General features: G+C 64.9%; 18 protein-coding genes. 2 read left to right on the plus strand and 16 right to left on the minus strand.

Annotated features, from left to right (window positions below; translation table 11 throughout):
* Window position 1: 1 nt before the first annotated feature.
* The 13 genes from WKW77_RS25855 to badH all read right to left on the minus strand — a co-directional run bounded on the left by WKW77_RS25855 (window position 2) and on the right by badH (window position 14316).
* A complete protein-coding gene (locus WKW77_RS25855) occupies window positions 2-1195 on the minus strand; it encodes a substrate-binding protein (RefSeq protein WP_340359754.1) in 1194 nt (397 codons plus the stop codon).
* Between the two features lie 52 nt (window positions 1196-1247).
* A complete protein-coding gene (locus tag WKW77_RS25860; protein ID WP_340359755.1) occupies window positions 1248-1907 on the minus strand; it encodes a cysteine hydrolase family protein in 660 nt (219 codons plus the stop codon).
* 482 nt (window positions 1908-2389) lie between these two features.
* Window positions 2390-3823 carry a GntP family permease gene (locus tag WKW77_RS25865; protein WP_340359756.1) on the minus strand — a complete coding sequence of 478 codons (1434 nt, stop codon included), beginning with the start codon at window positions 3821-3823 and terminating at the stop codon, window positions 2390-2392.
* On the minus strand, window positions 3786-3914 hold the full coding sequence (locus tag WKW77_RS25870) for a hypothetical protein (RefSeq protein WP_340359757.1): 129 nt from the start codon (window positions 3912-3914) through the stop codon (window positions 3786-3788). Before WKW77_RS25870 ends, WKW77_RS25865 begins: the two co-directional genes overlap by 38 nt.
* Complete coding sequence (locus WKW77_RS25875; protein ID WP_340359758.1) at window positions 3911-4948, minus strand: zinc-binding dehydrogenase; 1038 nt, start codon at window positions 4946-4948, stop codon at window positions 3911-3913. Before WKW77_RS25875 ends, WKW77_RS25870 begins: the two co-directional genes overlap by 4 nt.
* The gene (locus WKW77_RS25880) at window positions 4945-5418 is read right to left on the minus strand and encodes a MaoC family dehydratase (RefSeq protein ID WP_340359759.1); all 474 of its coding nucleotides are present in this window, start codon (window positions 5416-5418) and stop codon (window positions 4945-4947) included. The genes WKW77_RS25875 and WKW77_RS25880 overlap by 4 nt, the downstream gene beginning before the upstream one ends.
* 16 nt (window positions 5419-5434) lie before the next feature.
* Window positions 5435-7108 carry an electron transfer flavoprotein-ubiquinone oxidoreductase gene (locus tag WKW77_RS25885; RefSeq protein WP_340359760.1) on the minus strand — a complete coding sequence of 558 codons (1674 nt, stop codon included), beginning with the start codon at window positions 7106-7108 and terminating at the stop codon, window positions 5435-5437.
* Between the two features lie 27 nt (window positions 7109-7135).
* On the minus strand, window positions 7136-9103 hold the full coding sequence (locus tag WKW77_RS25890) for an AMP-binding protein (RefSeq protein ID WP_340359761.1): 1968 nt from the start codon (window positions 9101-9103) through the stop codon (window positions 7136-7138).
* A 48-nt stretch (window positions 9104-9151) separates the two neighbouring features.
* Window positions 9152-10342, minus strand: a complete 1191-nt coding sequence (locus WKW77_RS25895; protein ID WP_340359762.1) for an acyl-CoA dehydrogenase — start codon at window positions 10340-10342, stop codon at window positions 9152-9154.
* A 9-nt stretch (window positions 10343-10351) separates the two neighbouring features.
* Complete coding sequence (locus WKW77_RS25900; protein ID WP_340359763.1) at window positions 10352-11512, minus strand: acyl-CoA dehydrogenase family protein; 1161 nt, start codon at window positions 11510-11512, stop codon at window positions 10352-10354.
* Window positions 11513-11543: 31 nt separating this feature from the next.
* The gene (locus WKW77_RS25905) at window positions 11544-12542 is read right to left on the minus strand and encodes a Bug family tripartite tricarboxylate transporter substrate binding protein (RefSeq protein WP_340359764.1); all 999 of its coding nucleotides are present in this window, start codon (window positions 12540-12542) and stop codon (window positions 11544-11546) included.
* 33 nt (window positions 12543-12575) lie between these two features.
* Window positions 12576-13358, minus strand: a complete 783-nt coding sequence (gene badI, locus WKW77_RS25910) for a 2-ketocyclohexanecarboxyl-CoA hydrolase (protein ID WP_340359765.1) — start codon at window positions 13356-13358, stop codon at window positions 12576-12578.
* A gap of 187 nt (window positions 13359-13545) precedes the next feature.
* The gene (badH, locus tag WKW77_RS25915; protein WP_340359766.1) at window positions 13546-14316 is read right to left on the minus strand and encodes a 2-hydroxycyclohexanecarboxyl-CoA dehydrogenase; all 771 of its coding nucleotides are present in this window, start codon (window positions 14314-14316) and stop codon (window positions 13546-13548) included.
* Window positions 14317-14451: 135 nt separating this feature from the next.
* Between badH and WKW77_RS25920 the strand changes: the two genes are divergently transcribed.
* Window positions 14452-14976 carry a MarR family winged helix-turn-helix transcriptional regulator gene (locus tag WKW77_RS25920; protein ID WP_340359767.1) on the plus strand — a complete coding sequence of 175 codons (525 nt, stop codon included), beginning with the start codon at window positions 14452-14454 and terminating at the stop codon, window positions 14974-14976.
* A gap of 249 nt (window positions 14977-15225) precedes the next feature.
* Here the strand turns inward: WKW77_RS25920 and WKW77_RS25925 are convergent, their stop codons facing one another.
* The 3 genes from WKW77_RS25925 to WKW77_RS25935 form a co-directional block, all read right to left on the minus strand.
* Window positions 15226-15507, minus strand: a complete 282-nt coding sequence (locus WKW77_RS25925) for a hypothetical protein (protein ID WP_340359768.1) — start codon at window positions 15505-15507, stop codon at window positions 15226-15228.
* Between the two features lie 228 nt (window positions 15508-15735).
* Window positions 15736-15966, minus strand: a complete 231-nt coding sequence (locus WKW77_RS25930) for a hypothetical protein (RefSeq protein WP_340359769.1) — start codon at window positions 15964-15966, stop codon at window positions 15736-15738.
* Window positions 15967-16768: 802 nt separating this feature from the next.
* On the minus strand, window positions 16769-17332 hold the full coding sequence (locus WKW77_RS25935; protein ID WP_340359843.1) for a hypothetical protein: 564 nt from the start codon (window positions 17330-17332) through the stop codon (window positions 16769-16771).
* 38 nt (window positions 17333-17370) lie between these two features.
* On the opposite strand from WKW77_RS25935, the gene WKW77_RS25940 reads away from it, so the two are divergent.
* The gene (locus WKW77_RS25940) at window positions 17371-18402 is read left to right on the plus strand and encodes an autotransporter domain-containing protein (protein ID WP_340359838.1); all 1032 of its coding nucleotides are present in this window, start codon (window positions 17371-17373) and stop codon (window positions 18400-18402) included.
* The last annotated feature ends 190 nt before the right edge of the window (window positions 18403-18592 follow it).

Consider the following 18592-nt stretch of genomic DNA (forward strand, 5'->3'; position numbering starts at 1 on the left):
TTCAGGCCTTCGAGCATTGAGACGGCGCTACGACGCGGCCGACGTCCTGGAGCAATTCGAGCTTGCCCGTCTTGGCCACGGAAATCACGGTGTTCAGATCCGCGTGGCGATCACCGGCGCGGAGATGCACGTCACCATTGGCCGTCGGAATGGTCTGGTCCAGCATCGCATCGGTCACCTTTTCCTTGTCCGAGGAGTTGGCGCGCTGAACCCCGCCGAAGTAGAGCTTCGTCAGATAGTAGTGTGCGTAGAGGTTGTTCGACACGATCGTTTGCGGACCGAAACGCTCACGAACCTTCTTGACGAACGCCACTGCCTCGGGCTTCTGGAGCGTCGAGGTGAAGCTCGAGACCGTGACGATGCCTTCTGATTCCTGGGTCGACAGGCCTGCAAGGTAGTTCTCGCTGAACCCGAAGAAGAGGATTCGAACCTTCTGCTTGAGCCCGGCGCCCTGGAATTGCTTTATCAGGGTGATCGCGTCGGCACCGACAACGCTCACCACCAGCGTGTCTGCGCCGGAGGACTCGATCTTTCGCAAGGTGCTCGAATAGTCCTTGATGCCGAAGGGAACGTACTCCTCGCCGAGGATCGTGGCACCGTTCTGGCCGGCGGATTTGCGCACAGCCTCGTTCATCCGCTTGGGCCAGATGTAGTCGCTGCCGATCAGGTATAGCTTCTTGCCGACGTTCTTCGAGGAATAGGTGATCAGAGGATCCACCCACGCCGCGGGGAGCGCCGAGAAGCACGTGATGTAGCGGCTGCAGGTGCCTCCTTCGTAGTCTGTCGCATACAGCAGCGGGACCTTGGCTCTTTCGATGGTTGGGCGGATGGCATCTCGCTCGGCGCTCGTCAGCGGCCCCAGGATGGCATCCACCTGGTCTCTGCGAATCAGTTCCTGTGCCCGTTCAACGGCAGTCTTGGGATCCGTCTTGGTGTCCGCACGCACGAACTCGACCTTCTGGCCCAGCAGGCCGCCGGCTTCGTTGAGTTCGTCGATCGCCATCTTCCCACCTTGGAACCCCTGCTCTCCCAGCGCCTCGAGGCCCCCGGAGAAGGGTTGCAGGATGCCGATCTTGATGGGCTTGGAGGCTGCTCGAGCGAAGAGCGGATGGGCAAGTGCACCCGCATAGAGGGATGCGCTTCCAAGCTGAAGGAGGCGACGACGCTGTGGCGAGATGATGGTGTCCGTGAACATGGCGGGCATTCCTGGTCAAGTTGGTGCGAGTGAGTGGGTCGGAAGATCGCGATCAGGCGAACTCGAATCGGTTGTCGATGCGGCTGCCGGTGTCGTATGCGTTGGCGACCTCGCGCGAATCGGTCACCCAGCCGAAGCTCGTGGCGATGTCGAAAAGCGACGAGATCTGCTCCCGTTGCGAAGGAGCTGCGACGCAATCCTCGGGAACGAACACCCGGTATCCGAGGAAGAACGCGTCATGCACGGTAGAGCGGACGCAGATGTTCGTGACGACGCCCATCACGACGACGGAGTCGACCTCCATGTCCTTGAGAGTCATGTCCAGGTCGGTGCCGAAGAAGCCTGAATAGCGGCGCTTGATGACGTAGTGGTCATCCGGCAGAGGCTTGAGTGCGTCTACCACCTGGGCTCCCCAGGTTCCCTCGATGCAGTGCCGGTCGCGCTTGAGAAATTCGCGGTCGCGGTGCACGCCAGGACGATGTGCATCGGTGATGAAGACAATGGGCGAGCCCGCCTTGCGGGCGGTTTCGATGACGCGGAGTTGAGGGCCGATCAGCTTCTCGTAGCCGGGCAGAACCATGGCACCGCCTTCAACACAGAAATCGTTCTCCATGTCCACGACCAGAACGGCTGTGTGTCTGGGGTCGACCTTCGCCGGGGCGGACAGCCCTTTGGCGGAAAACTGGTCTACGGAATCGGGCATTGCACTCATCTTTGCGATCTCCTGGTGTGGGGATGGAGCAGGCTCTGGCTTGAGAACCGGTTGAACGAACATGCGGCAGTTGGCTGGTGTGATCACGTTCCGGCGCGAAATTGTATGTAGCACTCCCTGAATGAAATGATCAAAAGAAATCGGGATTCAACCCGATCAAGAATGGTTCTCAGCCCTCGGCCCGCTGTCGTGGATGCAGGACACCCCTCCTTTGAATAGCAGGGCCATGCCAGACTTTCTGTTCGTGCACGGCATGTTCGCAGGATGTTAGGTAAGTAAATCCTTCATGCTATTGGAGGAAACACTTAATCCAAATGGGAGAGTCGCCCCCGATTGAACATGCCATGAAGTTGCTCGCCCGCGTGGGCAAGGAATCGCTGCCTGTGCTGGTGCGCGAGAACGATTCCGTGAACAAGGTGCTTGCGCCGAACGCTCCTGGCCCGGTGCATGCGTTTGAATGCGTGGGTCATGGTCGTGTGTGCTCAATAGATCGTCATCGCGATGACGATGGCGAGGGCATTGGTGAGAATCGGGGTCACCACGGCCAGCATGAAGATCGGCTTGTAGGCCTGCTTGTGCGTCAGACCGACGACGGCCAGCGCCGTGATGACAGCGCCGTTGTGCGGCATCACGTCCAGGCCGGCGGTCGCCAGGCTGGCAACGCGGTGGATCACCTCGGGGTTGAGACCCAGCGCCAGAAACTGCTTCGCGAAGAGCTCCATCGCGATGCCGAGACCGCCGGATGCGGAGCCCGTGATGCCGCACAGAAGCTGCGTCGCCAGCGACAGCGAGATCAGCGGCGTGCCAGGGATGCTCAACAGCATGTTCGAGATCGACTTGAATCCGGCGACGGATCCCACCACCGCGCCAAAGCCGACATCGGCACAGGTATTGATGACGGGCAGGGCGCAGTTGGTGGCACCACCGGTCAGGGTCTTCAGCTTGTCGGGCAGGTGTCGGCTCAGAAGAATCATTCCCGCGGCGATCCCCCCGAGGAGCGCCCAGACGATGTCGACCTGGACGATATTCAGCAGAACGAGCAGGACGATAGAGGGCGTGAACGCCGGCCAGATGCTGGGGAGCGCCTTGTCGCCGCTCGCCTCACCCGGCGCGGCTTTCGCCGCCGCCGGATCCGTGCCCTCGTAGCCCTCGCCCTTGCGCTTCGCGCGCCTGATCATCCACCCGAGCAGGAAGTAGTTCGCCGTGATGACGAACACCGAGGCGATCAATCCAAGGGCCGGGGCCGCCATGGCCGTCGTCCCAAGGTACTTGGTGGGGATGATGTTCTGGATCTGCGGTGTTCCCGGCACCATCGACATCACGAACGTCGCGACGCCGAAGAAATAGATTCCGGGGAAAAGGTGCCACGAAAGGTCGATCTCCTTGAACAGCGGGCGGGCAATCGGCACGATGACGAAGAGGATGACGAAGACGCTGACGCCGCCGTAGCCGAGCAGGGCACAGACGGCAACGATGGCCATCGCCACGTGCAGTTGATTCGACTTTCCTGTCAGCCTCAGCAAGACGTCGGCGATCTTCCTGGCGGCGCCACTGTCTTCCATGACCTTGCCGAAGATCGTTCCCAGAAGGAACAGGAAGAAGAACTTCATGGCGAAGGAGCTGAACCCCTTCATGTAGTCTTCGTTCAGGCCCGTCAGCAGGTCGACCCTGGAGAAGGCCAGCACGATCACCGCGGCCATCGGCGCGATCAGGATGATCGACCAGCCTCGCAGGGCCAGCGTGATGAGTGTGGCGAGCCCCAGGACGATTCCCAGGATGCTCAGAAGTTGGGGGTCCATGTCGTTTCCATGCGCCGACTTGCCCTCCGCCCCGGCCGTCAAGCCAGGGGCGCGGGCGATGTTCTGAAAAGTGTGTTGACTACGCGTGACCGAACTCGCGGGCGTCGGTGTCGGCAATGAGAGTGCTGCCGGCGCCGATCAGCGCGGCAGCGGCGAAGTTCGGCCGCCTGGGCGACTCGTCGATCACCTCTGTACCAACGGAGTTCATGTAGCGCTCCCGATATTCAGGACGACCTTGCCGAACTGCAGCCCGGATTGCAGGCGGTCGAGCGCACCATGCACATCGTCCAGCGCAAACTCGCTGTCGATCACGGGCTTCAGGCCGGTGCGTTGCACGAGCGTGAGCAGATCGCGGAACTCATAGAGGTCGCCCAGCGTCGAGCCGAGGATCTGCAGTTGCCGGATGAAGATGCGGCGGATGTCGGCCGGCGGTTGATCGCCCGACGTGGCACCGCAAACGACGAGGCGCCCGCCGCGCACCAGCGACTTCAGCGCCGCCGTCCACACCGCGGCGCCTACGTTCTCGATCACGACGTCGACCCCGCGGCCGTCGGTCGCTGCCATCACCTGCTGGACGACGTCGCCACGGCCGTCGATCGCGGCGTCGGCGCCCAGTTCGAGCGCGCGTTCGAGCTTGGCAGGATCGCGCGACGTGACGAGCGTGCGTGCGCCGGCCAGCCGGGCCAGCTGCAACGCGGCGAGGGACACGCCACCGCCGATGCCGAAGATCAGCACCGTCTCCCACGGTTTCACGCGCGCCTTGCCGTGCAGCATGCGCCATGCCGTGAGGTGGTTGACGCCCAAGGCGGCTGCCTCGCCGAAGCTCAGGCCTTCGGGCATGGCGAACACATTGCGCGCCGGCACGCTGACGAATTCGGCGAAGGTGCCGTCGCGGTGTTCGCCAAGCAGGCGCATGGAGGAACACAGCGTGTCATCGCCGCGCAGGCAGAACTCGCAACGTCCGCAGGCGATGCCGGGGTGCACGACCACGCGCTGGCCCATACGCAGCATCCGTTCGTCGGCGTCGATCTCCTCGACCACGCCGGCGCCGTCCAGGCCCATGACCATCGGCAGCGTGTGCGTGATGCCCGCACCGCTGTCGCGCATGTAGAGGTCCACGCGGTTCACCGTCGCTGCATGCAGGCGCACCAGCACCTCGCCGGCGCGGCGCATCGGGCGCGGACGTTTTCCGACGGCTACGACCTCGTTGCCGCCGTGGCCGGTGAGGTAGGCGGCCTTCATGGGCTGCTCGCGAGTTCGCACGCTGCGCGGGGAGCTGGCCGGCGGGTCCGGGACGTGGTCATGACCGACGCTTCGCCGTCGATCACGACGGTGTCGCCCACGCGGCAGGTGGTCGCCAGCACGGCACGCGCCCTTGCCTCGTCGATGCTCACCACACTCACCGTCGCGTGGACGGTGTCGCCCGGCCGCACCGGCGCGCGGAACTTCAACTGCTGGCCGAGATACACCGTGCCCGGCCCGGGCAGGCGATTCGCGACCGCGGCGGAGATCACGCTCGCGGTGAGGAAGCCATGCGCGATCCGTCCGCGGAAGGGCGTGGTCTGCGCGAACTCCTCGTTGGTGTGCACGGCGTTGCTGTCCCCGGACACGCCGGCGAAGAGCACGATGTCGGCTTCCGTGATGGTCTTCGAGTACGTCGCTTGCATGCCGGGACGCAGGTCCTCGACGTCGTAGCCGCCCAATTCGTTCATGGTTCGGTTCTCCTGGTCACATACCGGTGTAGTTGGGGCCGCCACCGCCCTCGGGCGCGACCCACACGATGTTCTGGGTCGGGTCCTTGATGTCGCAGGTCTTGCAGTGCAGACAGTTCTGCGCATTGATCTGCAGTCGTTCGGTACCTTCGCCGTTGCTCACGAATTCGTAGACGCCTGCCGGGCAGTAGCGGCTCTCGGGGCCGGCGTAACGGACGAGGTTCACGTTCACCGGCACCTCGGCGTCCTTGAGCGTCAAATGCGCCGGCTGATCTTCGGCATGGTTGGTGTTGCTGACGAACACCGAACTCAGGCGGTCGAAGCTGAGCTTGCCGTCGGGCTTCGGGTACACGATCTGCGTGCAGCGCTCGGCCGGCAGCATCGACGCATGGTCGGGCCAGGTGTTGTGCAGCGTCCAGGGCGGATTCGTGATGCCCATCTTGGGCAGCAGCCATTGCTCGACGCCTGTCATCACCTGGCCGATGCGCGGGCCCTTCTTGAACCAGAGCTTGAAGTTGCGCTGCTGGTCGAGCTCCTGCTTCAACCAGCTTTGCTCGAAGGCTTCGGGAAAGGCGCTCAACTCGTCGTGCGAGCGGCCGTCCGTCAGTGCAGCAGCGATCGCTTCGGCGCACAGCATGCCGCTCTTGATCGCGGCATGGCTGCCCTTGATGCGCGCCGCATTGAGGAAGCCGGCATCACAGCCCACCAGGGCGCCGCCCGGGAAGACGAGCTTGGGAAGGGCCTGCGGCGTGCCGTTGTTGATGGCGCGTGCCCCGTAGCCGATGCGTTTGCTGCCATCGAGATGGGCGCGGACCGCGGGGTGCGTCTTCCAGCGCTGGAACTCCTCGAAGGGGCTCAGCCACGGGTTCTTGTAGTCCAGTCCAACCACCAGGCCGAGCGTGACCTTGTTGTCCGACAGGTGGTAGAGGAAGCCACCGCCGAAGCTCTCGTTCGTCATGGGCCAGCCGGCGGTATGGACGACCAGACCGGGCCTGGCTCTATCCGGGTCGATCTCCCACAGCTCCTTGAGACCGAGAGCGAAGCTCTGCGGATCCTTGCCGTCTGCCAGCTTGAAGCGCTCGATCAACTGGCGGCCAAGGTGTCCGCGCGCGCCTTCGGCGAAGACGGTATAGCGGCCGAGCAGTTCCATGCCCAGCTGGAAGCTGTCGGTCGGCTCGCCGTCCTTGCCCAGCCCCTGGTGGCCCGTGGCCACGCCCCTCACGGCACCTTGCGTGTCGAACAGCACTTCTGCTGCGGCAAAGCCGGGGAAGATCTCCACGCCCAGGCTCTCGGCGTGCTGCGCCAGCCACTTCACGACGTGGCCGAGCTGCACGACGTAGCAGCCGTCGTTGTGGAGGTTGCGGGGCACCAGCCAGTCCGGCACACGGCGGCCGCCGGTCGCGGAGAGGAACAGCACGTCGTCGCCTGTCACCTGCTGGTGCAGCGGCGCCCCGCGCTGCTTCCAGTCCGGCAGCAGTTCGGTGATCGCGCGCGGGTCCATGACCGCGCCGGAGAGGATGTGCGCGCCCGGTTCGGAGCCCTTATCGAGCACGACCACTGACGCATCGGGTCTCAGCTGCTTCACTCGGATGGCTGTGGCCAGGCCCGCGGGCCCGCCGCCGACGACGACCACGTCGTAGTCCATCGCCTCTCGAGGTCCGAATTTCTGAAGGATGTCCTGGGGGTTCATGTTGACTCTCGGTGCCTGCAATGACCGTCAGCGGCGCGCAGCGCGGATCGCCTGCACGGCTTCGGGGTTGACCAGGGTGCTCAGGTCCCCGGCGTCTTCGCCGAGCCAGGCCGAACGAACGACACGCCGCATGAGCTTCATGTTGCGGGTGCGCGGCAGGTCGGGAACGAACACCACGTCCGCCGGCTTGAAGGCGCCGCCCAGGCCCGCCGTTACCGCGGTCGACAGGACCTTGACCGCCGTGTCGCGGTCGGTATCGGGCCGTGCGACGCACAGGCAGACCACGGCCGTGCCCTTGATGGGGTCGGGAACACCGATGGTGACCGCGTCGTCCAGCAGCCCCGTGCCCATCAGCAGTGCCTCGATTTCCGCGGGCCCGGTGCGCTTGCCGGCGATCTTGAGCGTGTCGTCGGAGCGCCCGTGCACGTACCACATGCCATCGGCGTCACGACTGGCGAAGTCGCCATGCACCCACAGGTCCGGCAGGCGCGACCAGTAGCTTTCCAGATAGCGCTCGCGGTCGTGCCAGAGCCCGCGCGTGAGGCCGATGGTCGGCGTGCGCATCACCAGCTCGCCGGTGACCCCCACGCCGACGGAAGCGCCGGTGCTGGCGTCGACCACGTCGGCGCCGGTGCCCGGCACGGCACCCGCAAAGGCACAGGGCTTGAGCGGATGGATCACGGTGCCGGTCAGGATGCCGCCCATCTCCGTACCGCCCGAGAAATTGAGCAGCGGCACGCGACGCTGTCCGACGCGCTCGAAGGTCCAGTGCCAGGCTTCGGGCGTCCAGGGTTCGCCCGTGGAAATCATCACGCGCAGCGAGCTGAGGTCGCGCTCGGCCAGGGCGGCGTCCGGCAGCGACATCGACAGCCGCGCGATCGTCGGCGCGAGGCCCAGGTAGCTGACGCGGTGGCGCTCGACCAGCCGCCACAGGCGGTCAGGCTCGGGATAGTTCGGCGCGCCTTCGGCCAGCACCACCGTGGCGCCGACGAGCAGGCCGCCGAACACGAGCATCGGTCCGACGAGCCAGCCCATGTCCGACATCCAGAGGAAGCGGTCCCCGGCCTTGAGGTCCATGCAGATCGACAGGTCCAGAGCGGTCTTGATCGGAAAGCCGCAGTGCGAGTGCACGACGCCTTTGGGCTTGCCGCTGGTGCCCGAGGTGAACATCAGCAGGAAGGGATCGTCGGCCGGCATGGCTTCCGTCGCCACGTCGGCCGCGTCCTCGGGCGCACCTGCGGTGAGATCGTCCCACCAGTGATCGCGCCCCTGCGTCCAGTCGTGCGGAGCCGCGAGATGGCGCAGGACCACGACGTGACGCACGTCGGGGCAGTGCGCCAGCGCGACATCGACGACGCTCTTTGCACCGACCGGCTTGCCACGACGCGCGGAGCCGTCGACGGTGATGACGGCCACCGCCCGGCCGTCGTTCAGGCGTTGCGTGATTGCGTCCGCACCGAAGCCCGAGAACATCGGCAGCACGATGGCGCCGATCTTGGCCACGGCCAGCATCGCGGCGGCAGCATGCGGCAGGTTGGGCAGGTACATGCCGACGACGTCACCGCGACCGATACCGAGGCTGCGCAGGCCCCAGGCGAGGCGGCAGGTCTCGCGGTCCAGATCGGCGAAGGTCCAGGTGCTCACCGCACCGTCTTCGCCTTCCCACACCAGCGCCGGCTGTCCGTAGCGCTCGGTGCCGCGCCGCCGGTCGAGGCAGTTGAGCACCACGTTCGTCACGCCGCCCACGCACCAGTGCGCGAAGGGCGGTCCCTCGCTCACGTCCAGCACCCGCTCGTACGGATGTTCGAACCGGTAGTCGAGGAAGCGGATGAGCTCGTCGTGAAACCAGCCCGGGTCCAGGCTCGCGCGCTCGTTGAGCGCCTCGAAGCTGTCGACGCCCAGCGCACGCATGAAGCGGGTCAGGTTGGCCTCTTCGACCATCGCCGTGTCGGGGCGCCAGACAACGCCGGGGGAAGTGGAAGGATCGATTTGCATGATGTGCAGTCCCATCAAGAGGGGAGAAACGAGGCGGTGGCCGCGCCTTCAGTTGAACGCGGCGATGCCGGTGATCGCACGGCCGAGGATCAGCGCATGCACATCGTGGGTGCCCTCGTAGGTGTTGACCACCTCGAGGTTGACCAGGTGGCGCGCCACCCCGAACTCGTCGCTGATGCCGTTGCCGCCGAGCATGTCGCGTGCGACGCGGGCGATGTCCAGCGCCTTGCCGCAGCTGTTGCGCTTCATGATCGAGGTGATCTCCACGGCGGCCGTGCCCTCGTCCTTCATGCGGCCCAGACGCAGGCAGCCCTGCAGGCCGAGCGAGATCTCGGTCAGCATGTCGGCGAGCTTCTTCTGGATCAGCTGGTTCGCGGCGAGCGGACGGCCGAACTGCTTGCGGTCCAGCACATACTGGCGGGCACGCTGGTAGCAGTCTTCGGCCGCACCCAGGGCACCCCAGGCAATGCCGAAGCGCGCGCTGTTCAGGCAGGTGAACGGGCCCTTCAGACCGCGCACTTCAGGGAAGGCGTTCTCCTCGGGGCAGAACACCTCGTCCATCACGATCTCGCCGGTGATGCTGGCGCGCAGCCCGACCTTGCCGTGGATGGCGGGTGCCGACAGGCCCTTGGCGCCCTTGTCGAGCACGAAGCCGCGGATCGCGCCTTCGTCGTCCTTGGCCCAGACGACGAACACATCGGCGATCGGGCTGTTGCTGATCCACATCTTGCTGCCGCTGAGGCTGTAGCCGCCCGGCACCTTCTTCGCCCGGGTGATCATGCTGCCGGGGTCCGAGCCGTGGTTCGGTTCGGTCAGCCCGAAGCAGCCGATCCATTCGCCCGAAGCGAGCTTGGGCAAGTACTTCTGCTTCGTGGCCTCGTTGCCGAATTCGTTGATCGGGACCATCACGAGCGAGGACTGCACGCTCATCATCGAGCGGTAGCCCGAGTCCACGCGCTCGACTTCGCGCGCGATCAGTCCGTAGGCGACGTAATTGAGCCCCGTGCCGCCATAAGCCTCTGGAATCGTCGGGCCGAGCAGGCCGAGTTCGCCCATCTCGCGAAAGATCGCGGGATCCGTCTTCTCCTGGCGGAACGCATCCTGCACGCGCGGCAGCAACCGCTCCTGGCAGTAGGCGTGCGCCGCATCGCGGATCGCGCACTCGTCGGCCGTGAGTTGCCCGCTGAGCGCAAGCGGGTCGTCCCAAGCGAAGGTGGGGCGCGCGGAAGTCTGGGCCATGTCGATCTCCTAGTCCTGGTTCATCAGCTCGCGGCCGACGATGATTTGCTGAATTTGCGTGGTGCCTTCGTAGAGGCGCAGAAGCCGGACGTCGCGGTAGAAGCGCTCCACCGGGTACTCGTTGATGTAGCCGGAGCCACCATGGACCTGCACGCCGCGGTCAGCCACGCGGCCAGCCATTTCAGTGCAGAACAGCTTGGCGCACGACACGCGCATCGAGACGTCAGGGTCCGACACATGCGGTGGTTTGCGGTCGAAGCGCTCGGCCACGTCACGCACCAGGGACCAGCCGGCGAGCAACTCGGCCTGGCTGTCGGCCAACATGGCCTGGATGAGCTGGAACTCGCCCAGGCGCTTGCCGAACTGCTTGCGTTCGCGTGCGTAGCGGGCCGATTCATCGAGCACGCGCTGCGCGATGCCGCACGCCACCGCCGAGATATTCAGGCGCCCTCGGTCGAGCACCTTCATCGCAGTCTTGAAGCCTTGGCCCGGGACGCCGCCGATGATGTTGGCCGCCGGAACGCGCACGTTCTCGAGGATGACATCGCAGGTCATCGTGCCGCGCTGGCCCATCTTCTTGTCCTTCTTGCCGAGCTTGATGCCGGGCAGGTCGGAGGGGACGATGAAGGCCGAGACGCCGGATGCGCCCGGACCGCCGGAGCGGGCCATCAGCGTGAAGGCGCCGGCGCGCGGCGCGTTGGTGATGAAGCGCTTGGTGCCGTTGAGAACGTAGTGGTCGCCGTCGAGATCGGCCCGGGTCTTCAGCGACGCGGCGTCCGAGCCGGCATCGGGCTCGGTGAGCGCGAACGACATGACCAATTCGCCACTGGCAACGCGCGGCAGGTAGTCCGCCTTCTGGTCGGGCGTCCCGTCCATCAGGATGCCCTGCGAGCCGATGCCGATGTTGGTGCCGAACACCGAGCGGAAGGCCGGCGCGGTGCGGCCCAGCTCGAAGTTGACCTGCACCTCCTGGCTGACCGACAGGCCGATCCCGCCGAACTCCTCCGGCACGGTCAGGCCGAACAGGCCCAATTCCTTCATGGCGTCGACCAGTTCCGGCGGGACTTCGTCGTGCTCCTCCAGGTGGTTCTCGGCGGGCACCAGCCGCTCGCGCACGAAGCGCTGCACGGTGGACAGCAGGATGTCGAATGATTCGTGGTCGAGGGCCATGGTTATGCTCACTTTTCGTTGTGCTGCCGGATCACTCGAGGACGATGTTGCGTTCCTTGATGAGGCGCGACAGGGTCTTGTCTTCCTCGGCCAGCAACTTGCGGAACTCGGGTTGCGCCAGCGGTGCCGGCTCGGCGCCAAGCGTGTTGAAGCGCTCCTTCAGCGCCGGCGCCGCCAAGGCCTTCGTCAGTTCGCGCGACAGGCGCTCGATGATTTCGGGAGGTACGTTGTTCGGCGCCCAGACGCCGAACCAGACGTCCAGGCTGGCGTTCTTGATGCCGAGGTCGGCGTAAGTGGGCGCGTCGGGGAAAAAGGGTGACTTGCGGTCGCTCGCCACGCCCAGCAGCTTGACCTTGCCGGCCTTGATGTAAGGAAAGGCGATGCCCGGGTCGAAGGCGAAGTCGGCCTGCCCGGCCATCACGTCCTGCAGGGCAGGGGCGGATCCGCGATAGGGCACGTGCGTGATGAAGGTGCCCGTGCTCTGCTTGAACAGTTCGCCGGCCAGATGGGGCGGTGTGCCGGGGCCTGAGGATGCGTAGTTCAGCTTGCCAGGCTGGGACTTGGCGAGCGCGACAAGGTCCTTGATGTTCTTGGCCTCGATGGTGGGCTTGGCCACCACGTACATCTGCATGCGCCCGATGCCCATCACCGGCGTCAGGTCGCGCGAGGGCAGCACATTGGACTTGAACAGATAGGGGTTGGCGGTCTCGACGGAGGTCGGCGCAACCAGGATGGTGTATCCGTCCGCAGGGGCCCGGGCCACTTCGCTGGCACTCAGGTTGCCGCTGGCGCCCGGCTTGTTGTCGACGATGACCGGCTGCCCCAACGACTCGGTGAGCGACTGCGTCAGGGCTCGGGCCATGACGTCGGTGCCACCGCCCGGGGCGAACCCGACCACCAGCCGGATGGGCTTGGTGGGCCAGGCCGTCTGCTGGCTCGCCGCGGGCAGGATCGCTCCGGCCAGAAGCGCTGCTGCACAGGCTGCAAGCAAACGGCGCTGCTTGAAGTGGGAAGTGGATGTCGAGGTCATGGCTGTCTCCTGTCGCTGTCGTGGGGGAGGCGGTTACTTGGCGTATTTGCGGAACTCGGGCTTGCGCTTTTCCTTGAGGGCGGCCACGCCCTCGCGCGATTCGTCGGTGTCGTAGTACAGCTTCAGCGCATACATGCCCATGCCCGCGATGCCGGCCTGGTGGGCGGTGTCCATGTTGAAGCTGCGCTTGGCGATGGCGATCGCGGTGGGGCTGCGCTCGCAGATGGTCTCGGCCCACTCCTGCACCGTCTCGTCGAGCTTCTCGGGCGGCACGCAGATGTTGGCCAGGCCCATCGCGACGGCCTCCTGGCCCGAGTAGCGCTTGTTGAGATACCAGATCTCGCGCGCCTTCTTCTCGCCGACGACGCGCGCAAGGAACGCGGTGCCGTAGCCCGGATCGACCGACCCCATCTTGGGGCCGACCTGCCCGAAGATCGCCTTCTCGGAGCAGATGGCGAGGTCGCAGATGGTGCACAGCACGTTGCCGCCGCCGATCGCGAAGCCCTGCACGCGTGCGATCACGGGCTTGGGCACGTCGCGGATCGCGGTGTGCAGCTCTTCCATCGGCAGGCCGATGGTGCCGCGGCCGTCATAGTTGCCGTCGTGCGCGGACTGGTCGCCGCCGGTGCAGAAAGCCTTCTCGCCGGCGCCGGCCAGCACGATGGCGCCGACGCTCTTGTCGTAGCCTGCCTTGTTCAGCGCCTTGATGATCTCGTCGCAGGTCTGGCCGCGAAACGAGTTCATCTTCTCGGGCCGGTTGATCGTGATCCAGGCCACGCCGTTGCGGTTCTCGTACAGGATGTCTTCGAATTCCATGATGGTCTTTCAATGAGAGTTGAAGGGATGAAGCCGCCGCGCTTCGCACGGCCGGCGGCGAATGAAACCGTCGCAGCCCAGCCCAGGGCGCCCGCGGAACCGGCTTCGCCGGCCCGCCGGGCGCGCCCCCGGAGAGGGGGTTGGCGAAGCGACACGAAGTGCGCGAAGCCTGGGGGTGAACGTCATTTCAGCCGTTCATCGTCAGGCCGCCCGAGACGCTGAGCACCTGGCCGGTGACGAAGGCGGCGTCGTCGCTGGCGAAGAAAAGGATGGCGCCCGGCAGGTCGTCGGGCTGCCCGATGCGGCCGAGCGGGATCGAGCGTGTGAAGGCTTCCATCAGCTTCTCGGGATTGCCGGCGCCTTCCTTGTAGTCGGCGAAGAGCGCGGTGTCGGTCGGCCCGGGGCAGACGACGTTGACGGTGATGCCGTGGCGGGCGTGTTCGCGGGCGATGGTCTTGGAAAACGCCACCAGGCCACCCTTGCAGGCCGCGTACACCGCTTCGCCCGAGGAGCCGACGCGCGCTGCATCCGACGCGATGTTGACGATGCGGCCCTTCTTGCGGCTGGCCATGCCCGGGAGCACGGCGTGATGCATGTGCAGCGCGCCGGTCAGGTTGATCGCGATAAGTTTGTCCCACTGCGCCGGCTCGGTCTTCGTGAACGGCTTGAACACGTCCCAGCCGGCGTTGTTCACCAGCACGTCGATCGGGCCCAGCGACTTCTCCGTTTCGGCAACCGCGGCATCGACGCTGGCGCGGTCGGTGATGTCGCAGCGGAAGGCCTGCGCGCGGCCACCTTCGTCGCGGATCTGCGCGGCGACCTTTTCTGCCGCATCGAGGTTGAGGTCAAAGACGGCGACTGAAGCGCCCTCGTCGCCGAATCGGCGGCAGGTGGCTCCGCCAATGCCGCCGCCGCCGCCGGTGACGATCACGGTCTGGTTGTTGAATCGCTGGCTCATTGGGTCTCTCCGTTGCAAAAGTTCATCAATTACGTAAACATGCGTCGTATCAACCTTGGCTAGATACGTCAATATGTTGACGCAAGTGTACGTCCGGCATGATCGGACCTCAAGAGAATTTTGTAAGAGAAAACCATGGTAAACCCTAGACATAGCTCGTTAGACGCAAAGACAGATCTTGCCAATCGGCTGTTCTTCAGGCTGTATCAATGTGCCAATATGTTGCACAAGACTGGCACCCGAGCCGTCGAGGAGGAAGGGCTGACAACGCAGCAATGGGCCGTCTTGGGCGCCCTGTCGCGCGAGAAGTCGCAGGGCGGGGTGAGCATTGGCGATCTGGCCCGCTACCTGATGGTGAGCAGGCAGAACCTCTCTGGCCTCATCAGCCGCATGGAGCGCGATGGGCATGTAGCCGTCGCCGCGAGTGGGCACGACCGGCGATCACGGATGGTCACGATGACGGAGGCGGGCCGTCATGTATGGCAAGACCTCGCCTTGCCCAAGATCTACGGCTACTACGAAGCGATCCTGGCCGACTTCTCGGTCAACGATATGACGCACACGCTGCACTATCTGCTCAAGATCCTTGAGAACATGCAGCGACTGGATGCAGAGAGGCTCACAGCCGAAGATGCGGAAGAGGCAAAGGCCACTACCTGACTTTCGGGAGTCACCGTTGCTTGGAAACTGGGCCGGCGGCCTCGCAGCAGACGGGACCTCGGAACTCACATCGCTTCAGCGCGGAGATGACCGGCAAAGTCAAAGCCAAGCTGGTTCCGGTGCCGCCACCCGCCATGCTCGATGAGCGGCTGCGCGTCCTCCTGGAACAGGAGCGCCAGGCGGAAACTTGAGCGAGTTGGCGACGCGGGCCCGCCTTGTTGCGGGAGTCCACGCTACCAACCGAACAGCTCAAAATCTGGGCTCTGCGAACTCCGTTGCCATGCGCTGCGTGTGGCGTTTCAGGCTTCGTTCACGAGCAGCGGCAATGGCTTCGGCTGCTGTCTTCATCTTGCGGCGCCAAACCACCACCAAAGCCGTCAGGATCGATCCGACCAACCCGGCAATCAAGACTGCGGCGATCAGCCAGGACTCTGCAACGCCGAGTTCGAAAGAGGTCGCGGCCCGCGCCGTGGTCGAGAGGAGATACATAGGACTGGCGGCGCAAAGTGGCGCGATGCGGATGGTCGTCATGTTGCTTCCCGGGATGGAGGAGGTGCGATTCTCCGCAAGGTAACGCTTTCTTCTGCACTCACTTCAAGTGACTGCGGCCACGGAATGTGAAAAAGTCACATGTAGTGGACGCCATGCGGCATATGCAGCGCTCCTATTCACGGCGGGAATTGACATTCACTGTCCGGGTGCGTTTGGATGCCAAGGGCGCTTCTGGAGCACCGCGAACAGCGTCCGAGGCCCTGTTGCTCATGAACCCGTTGAGTGCTGCGCCCCCACTGGCGCATGAGCGCTGGGCTTCTGGCTCCCCCGGTGTTGCACATCGACGCCGGTTGCCTGAACTCGATTCACGAGACCAGGGTTGAGCAGGATGAAGTCCATTCGGAACCCTGCGTTGCGCCGGAAGGCCAGGTCGTTGACCTCCAGCAAGCGCGGCATTCGGCCTTTGATGCCATTGACGTTGAACGAGGCGACCTTCATGGCTGTTGATTCTCGAATCGACTCTGTCGAAGTCGGTTGATGCTGAAGTCGGCAGACGCGGACGATGTAGGCGCGGGCACGCTTCCCTTGAGGCTGCATTCCCGCTAGGCCGACGGCCGTCCAAGGGTGGCTGTTGGGCAGGTTCGTGCTGCTGCCCGGTCTGGGCGTGCAGATCTTGGATGTCGAGGCAGACGGATCTGCTTTCCGCTCTGCGGTTGCTGAGCGGCAGGCGCGTGCCCGTCCCGCCGATTCGGCTCGCTCGAAAGCGGCCCTTTGGGGTGGACGGTCGTGTCATGCGGCTTGGCGGCAGCCGAGCGCCTTGTTCCGGAGATGTCGCCGACTCCAGGACCGACAACTTGGCGGAGTTTCCGCGTTCCGGCCGAAAAGCTGTGAAGTCATCCCGCAAGGACTCCGGCGAGGGTGCCCTCAGGGGCGTCTCCCCATTCGACGAGATTTGGCGCGAATGGCCCCCTTGTGCGCCGGAGGACCGACACGCGCCGTCAAGGTCCTCCCAGGCGAAAGTGTGATCTTTTTTGCTACCAAAGCATTCACTTCGATATCGAGAGAGGGGATGTAACGAGTTGTGTGAGTTATTTCCTCATGAAATGAGTACCTACGGATTAACTTCGAAAGTATTCAATTCAAGAGGAAACGTCTGTGAATCCCGTCCACAAAAAGATTTCGAATTCGACCCAGCGCCATGAGCATGTGGCGTCCCCGATGCCGATCACCAAGTTCAGGTCGGTAGCCGGCATCGCGACTTGTCCGAAGGGGATTCGCACGTCCGTCGCGCTCGCACTTCTCACCTTTGCAGGAGTTTCTTCGGCAGCAAATTGTGGCAACGACAAGGATGTGGGTAACGCCCAATGCGCAACCGCGCCTGCACCGGCGCCTGCACCGGCGCCTGCACCGGCGCCTGCACCGGCACCTGCACCGGCACCGGCACCCGCACCCGCACCCGCACCGGCACCCGCACCCGCACCGGCACCCGCACCCGCACCCGCACCGGCACCCGCACCCGCACCCGCATCTGCGCCTGCACCTGCACCTGCACCTGCACCTGCGCCTGCGCCTGCACCTGCACCTGCGCCTGCACCTGCACCGGCGCCCGCACCCGCACCCGCACCCGCACCAGCACCAGCACCAGCACCGGCACCGGCACCGGCACCGGCACCGGCACCGGCACCGGCACCGGCACCCGCGCCAGCACCTGCACCTGCGCCAGCACCTGCGCCAGCACCTGCGCCTGCTCCTGCTCCTGCTCCTGCACCTGCTCCTGCTCCTGCTCCTGCACCTGCGCCTGCACCTGCGCCTGCTCCTGCTCCTGCACCTGCACCTGCGCCTGCACCTGCGCCTGCTCCTGCACCGGCCTCAGCTCCGGCCTCGGCTCCGGCCGCTGCCGCACTGGAAGATCCCACCAAGAGCGCAACGCCTTCAGCCGCCGAAGCCTCGACCACTCAGGCTGCGGTGAGCGTGGCGGCGCCTCCGCCTCCGCCTCCGGCCGCATCCCAGAACCAGATCTTGCTTTTCGCAGCGCTTCCTTCACAGGTTCGCCAGGCCGATCTCTCGATGCTGGGCAACCTGCATCGGCGCGCCGGCGATACCGGCTCCGCACGTGGCGCATGGGCGCGGGTCATCTACAGCGACCTGGACATCCAGCAAGGCGGCGGCGTCGGTCCGTCCAGCCAAGGCCACGTCAGCGGTCTGCAGGCCGGCAGCGACCTCATGGCCACGGACACCTGGCACGCCGGTGTCTATGTCGGTTCGCTGGACGGGAGCGTCGACGTGAGCGGAAACCCACGTGGTGCCTTCGGCCGGGCTGGCAGCAACGACCTGCGATCGGGCTACCTTGGCGCCTATGGGACCTGGACGGACCCAACCGGCTGGTATGCGGATGTCGTGCTGCAGGCGGGAGACCATCGTTACGACGTGCGATCCAATGCAGATCTGCCGACTTCAGGCAAGGGGCGAAGCTACTCGACGTCGCTGGAAACGGGTAAGGCCTTTGCCCTGACGGATGGCTGGAGCGTCGAGCCACAGGCGCAGCTGATGTATCTCAGCACGAGGTTCGATGACGTCCGCACCTTCAGCGCGCGCGTCCGCCAGGACGCAGACGGCGGCTGGATCGGGCGTCTCGGTGTGCGCATCAAGGGCGACCTTTTCACCGCAGCGGGCCGACTGCAACCCTATGCACGCGTCAACCTGTACCGCGCGGCTTCCGGTACCGACGTGGTGACCTTCACCAGCCCGGTCAACGCGAGCCGCGCATCTACCGAAACCGGCTACACGTCGACGGAGGTCGCGGGCGGCTTCTCGTTGGCCTTGTCGGCCGCCACGATGATGTACGGCGAAGTGGGCAGGTTGTTCAGCAGCGGCGGCGACGCTCGTGTGAAATCATCGGTGCAAGGTTCGCTGGGCTTGCGCGTGTCCTGGTAATTCGAATTGAATCAATTCAATCTTGATGGCAGACACGATGAGCTGTGCACGCGGCCGTGGCCGGAACGCTGAAACTGGCTTTACAGTCTATTTGTCCAATCGTTAGAGTTGTTGTCATTCTGTAACTGGGTAGGTGTCCAAAGCACGAAGACGTGGAGCAAGGCAATCTGGTTTTGCCGATTGCAGTGCA

Source organism: Variovorax ureilyticus (assembly GCF_037889935.1).
Taxonomy (GTDB): domain Bacteria; phylum Pseudomonadota; class Gammaproteobacteria; order Burkholderiales; family Burkholderiaceae_C; genus Variovorax; species Variovorax ureilyticus.

Coding starts and splice junctions, on each gene's coding strand:
- WKW77_RS25890 (WP_340359761.1), bottom strand. CDS start 9,103: ATGCAAATCGATCCTTCCACTTCCCCCGGCGTTGTCTGGCGCCCCGAC.
- WKW77_RS25905 (WP_340359764.1), bottom strand. CDS start 12,542: ATGACCTCGACATCCACTTCCCACTTCAAGCAGCGCCGTTTGCTTGCA.
- badI (WP_340359765.1), bottom strand. CDS start 13,358: ATGGAATTCGAAGACATCCTGTACGAGAACCGCAACGGCGTGGCCTGG.
- WKW77_RS25930 (WP_340359769.1), bottom strand. CDS start 15,966: ATGAAGGTCGCCTCGTTCAACGTCAATGGCATCAAAGGCCGAATGCCG.
- WKW77_RS25895 (WP_340359762.1), bottom strand. CDS start 10,342: ATGGCCCAGACTTCCGCGCGCCCCACCTTCGCTTGGGACGACCCGCTT.
- WKW77_RS25925 (WP_340359768.1), bottom strand. CDS start 15,507: ATGACGACCATCCGCATCGCGCCACTTTGCGCCGCCAGTCCTATGTAT.
- WKW77_RS25855 (WP_340359754.1), bottom strand. CDS start 1,195: ATGTTCACGGACACCATCATCTCGCCACAGCGTCGTCGCCTCCTTCAG.
- badH (WP_340359766.1), bottom strand. CDS start 14,316: ATGAGCCAGCGATTCAACAACCAGACCGTGATCGTCACCGGCGGCGGC.
- WKW77_RS25860 (WP_340359755.1), bottom strand. CDS start 1,907: ATGAGTGCAATGCCCGATTCCGTAGACCAGTTTTCCGCCAAAGGGCTG.
- WKW77_RS25885 (WP_340359760.1), bottom strand. CDS start 7,108: ATGAACCCCCAGGACATCCTTCAGAAATTCGGACCTCGAGAGGCGATG.
- WKW77_RS25870 (WP_340359757.1), bottom strand. CDS start 3,914: ATGAACTCCGTTGGTACAGAGGTGATCGACGAGTCGCCCAGGCGGCCG.
- WKW77_RS25880 (WP_340359759.1), bottom strand. CDS start 5,418: ATGAACGAATTGGGCGGCTACGACGTCGAGGACCTGCGTCCCGGCATG.
- WKW77_RS25875 (WP_340359758.1), bottom strand. CDS start 4,948: ATGAAGGCCGCCTACCTCACCGGCCACGGCGGCAACGAGGTCGTAGCC.
- WKW77_RS25900 (WP_340359763.1), bottom strand. CDS start 11,512: ATGGCCCTCGACCACGAATCATTCGACATCCTGCTGTCCACCGTGCAG.
- WKW77_RS25920 (WP_340359767.1), top strand. CDS start 14,452: ATGGTAAACCCTAGACATAGCTCGTTAGACGCAAAGACAGATCTTGCC.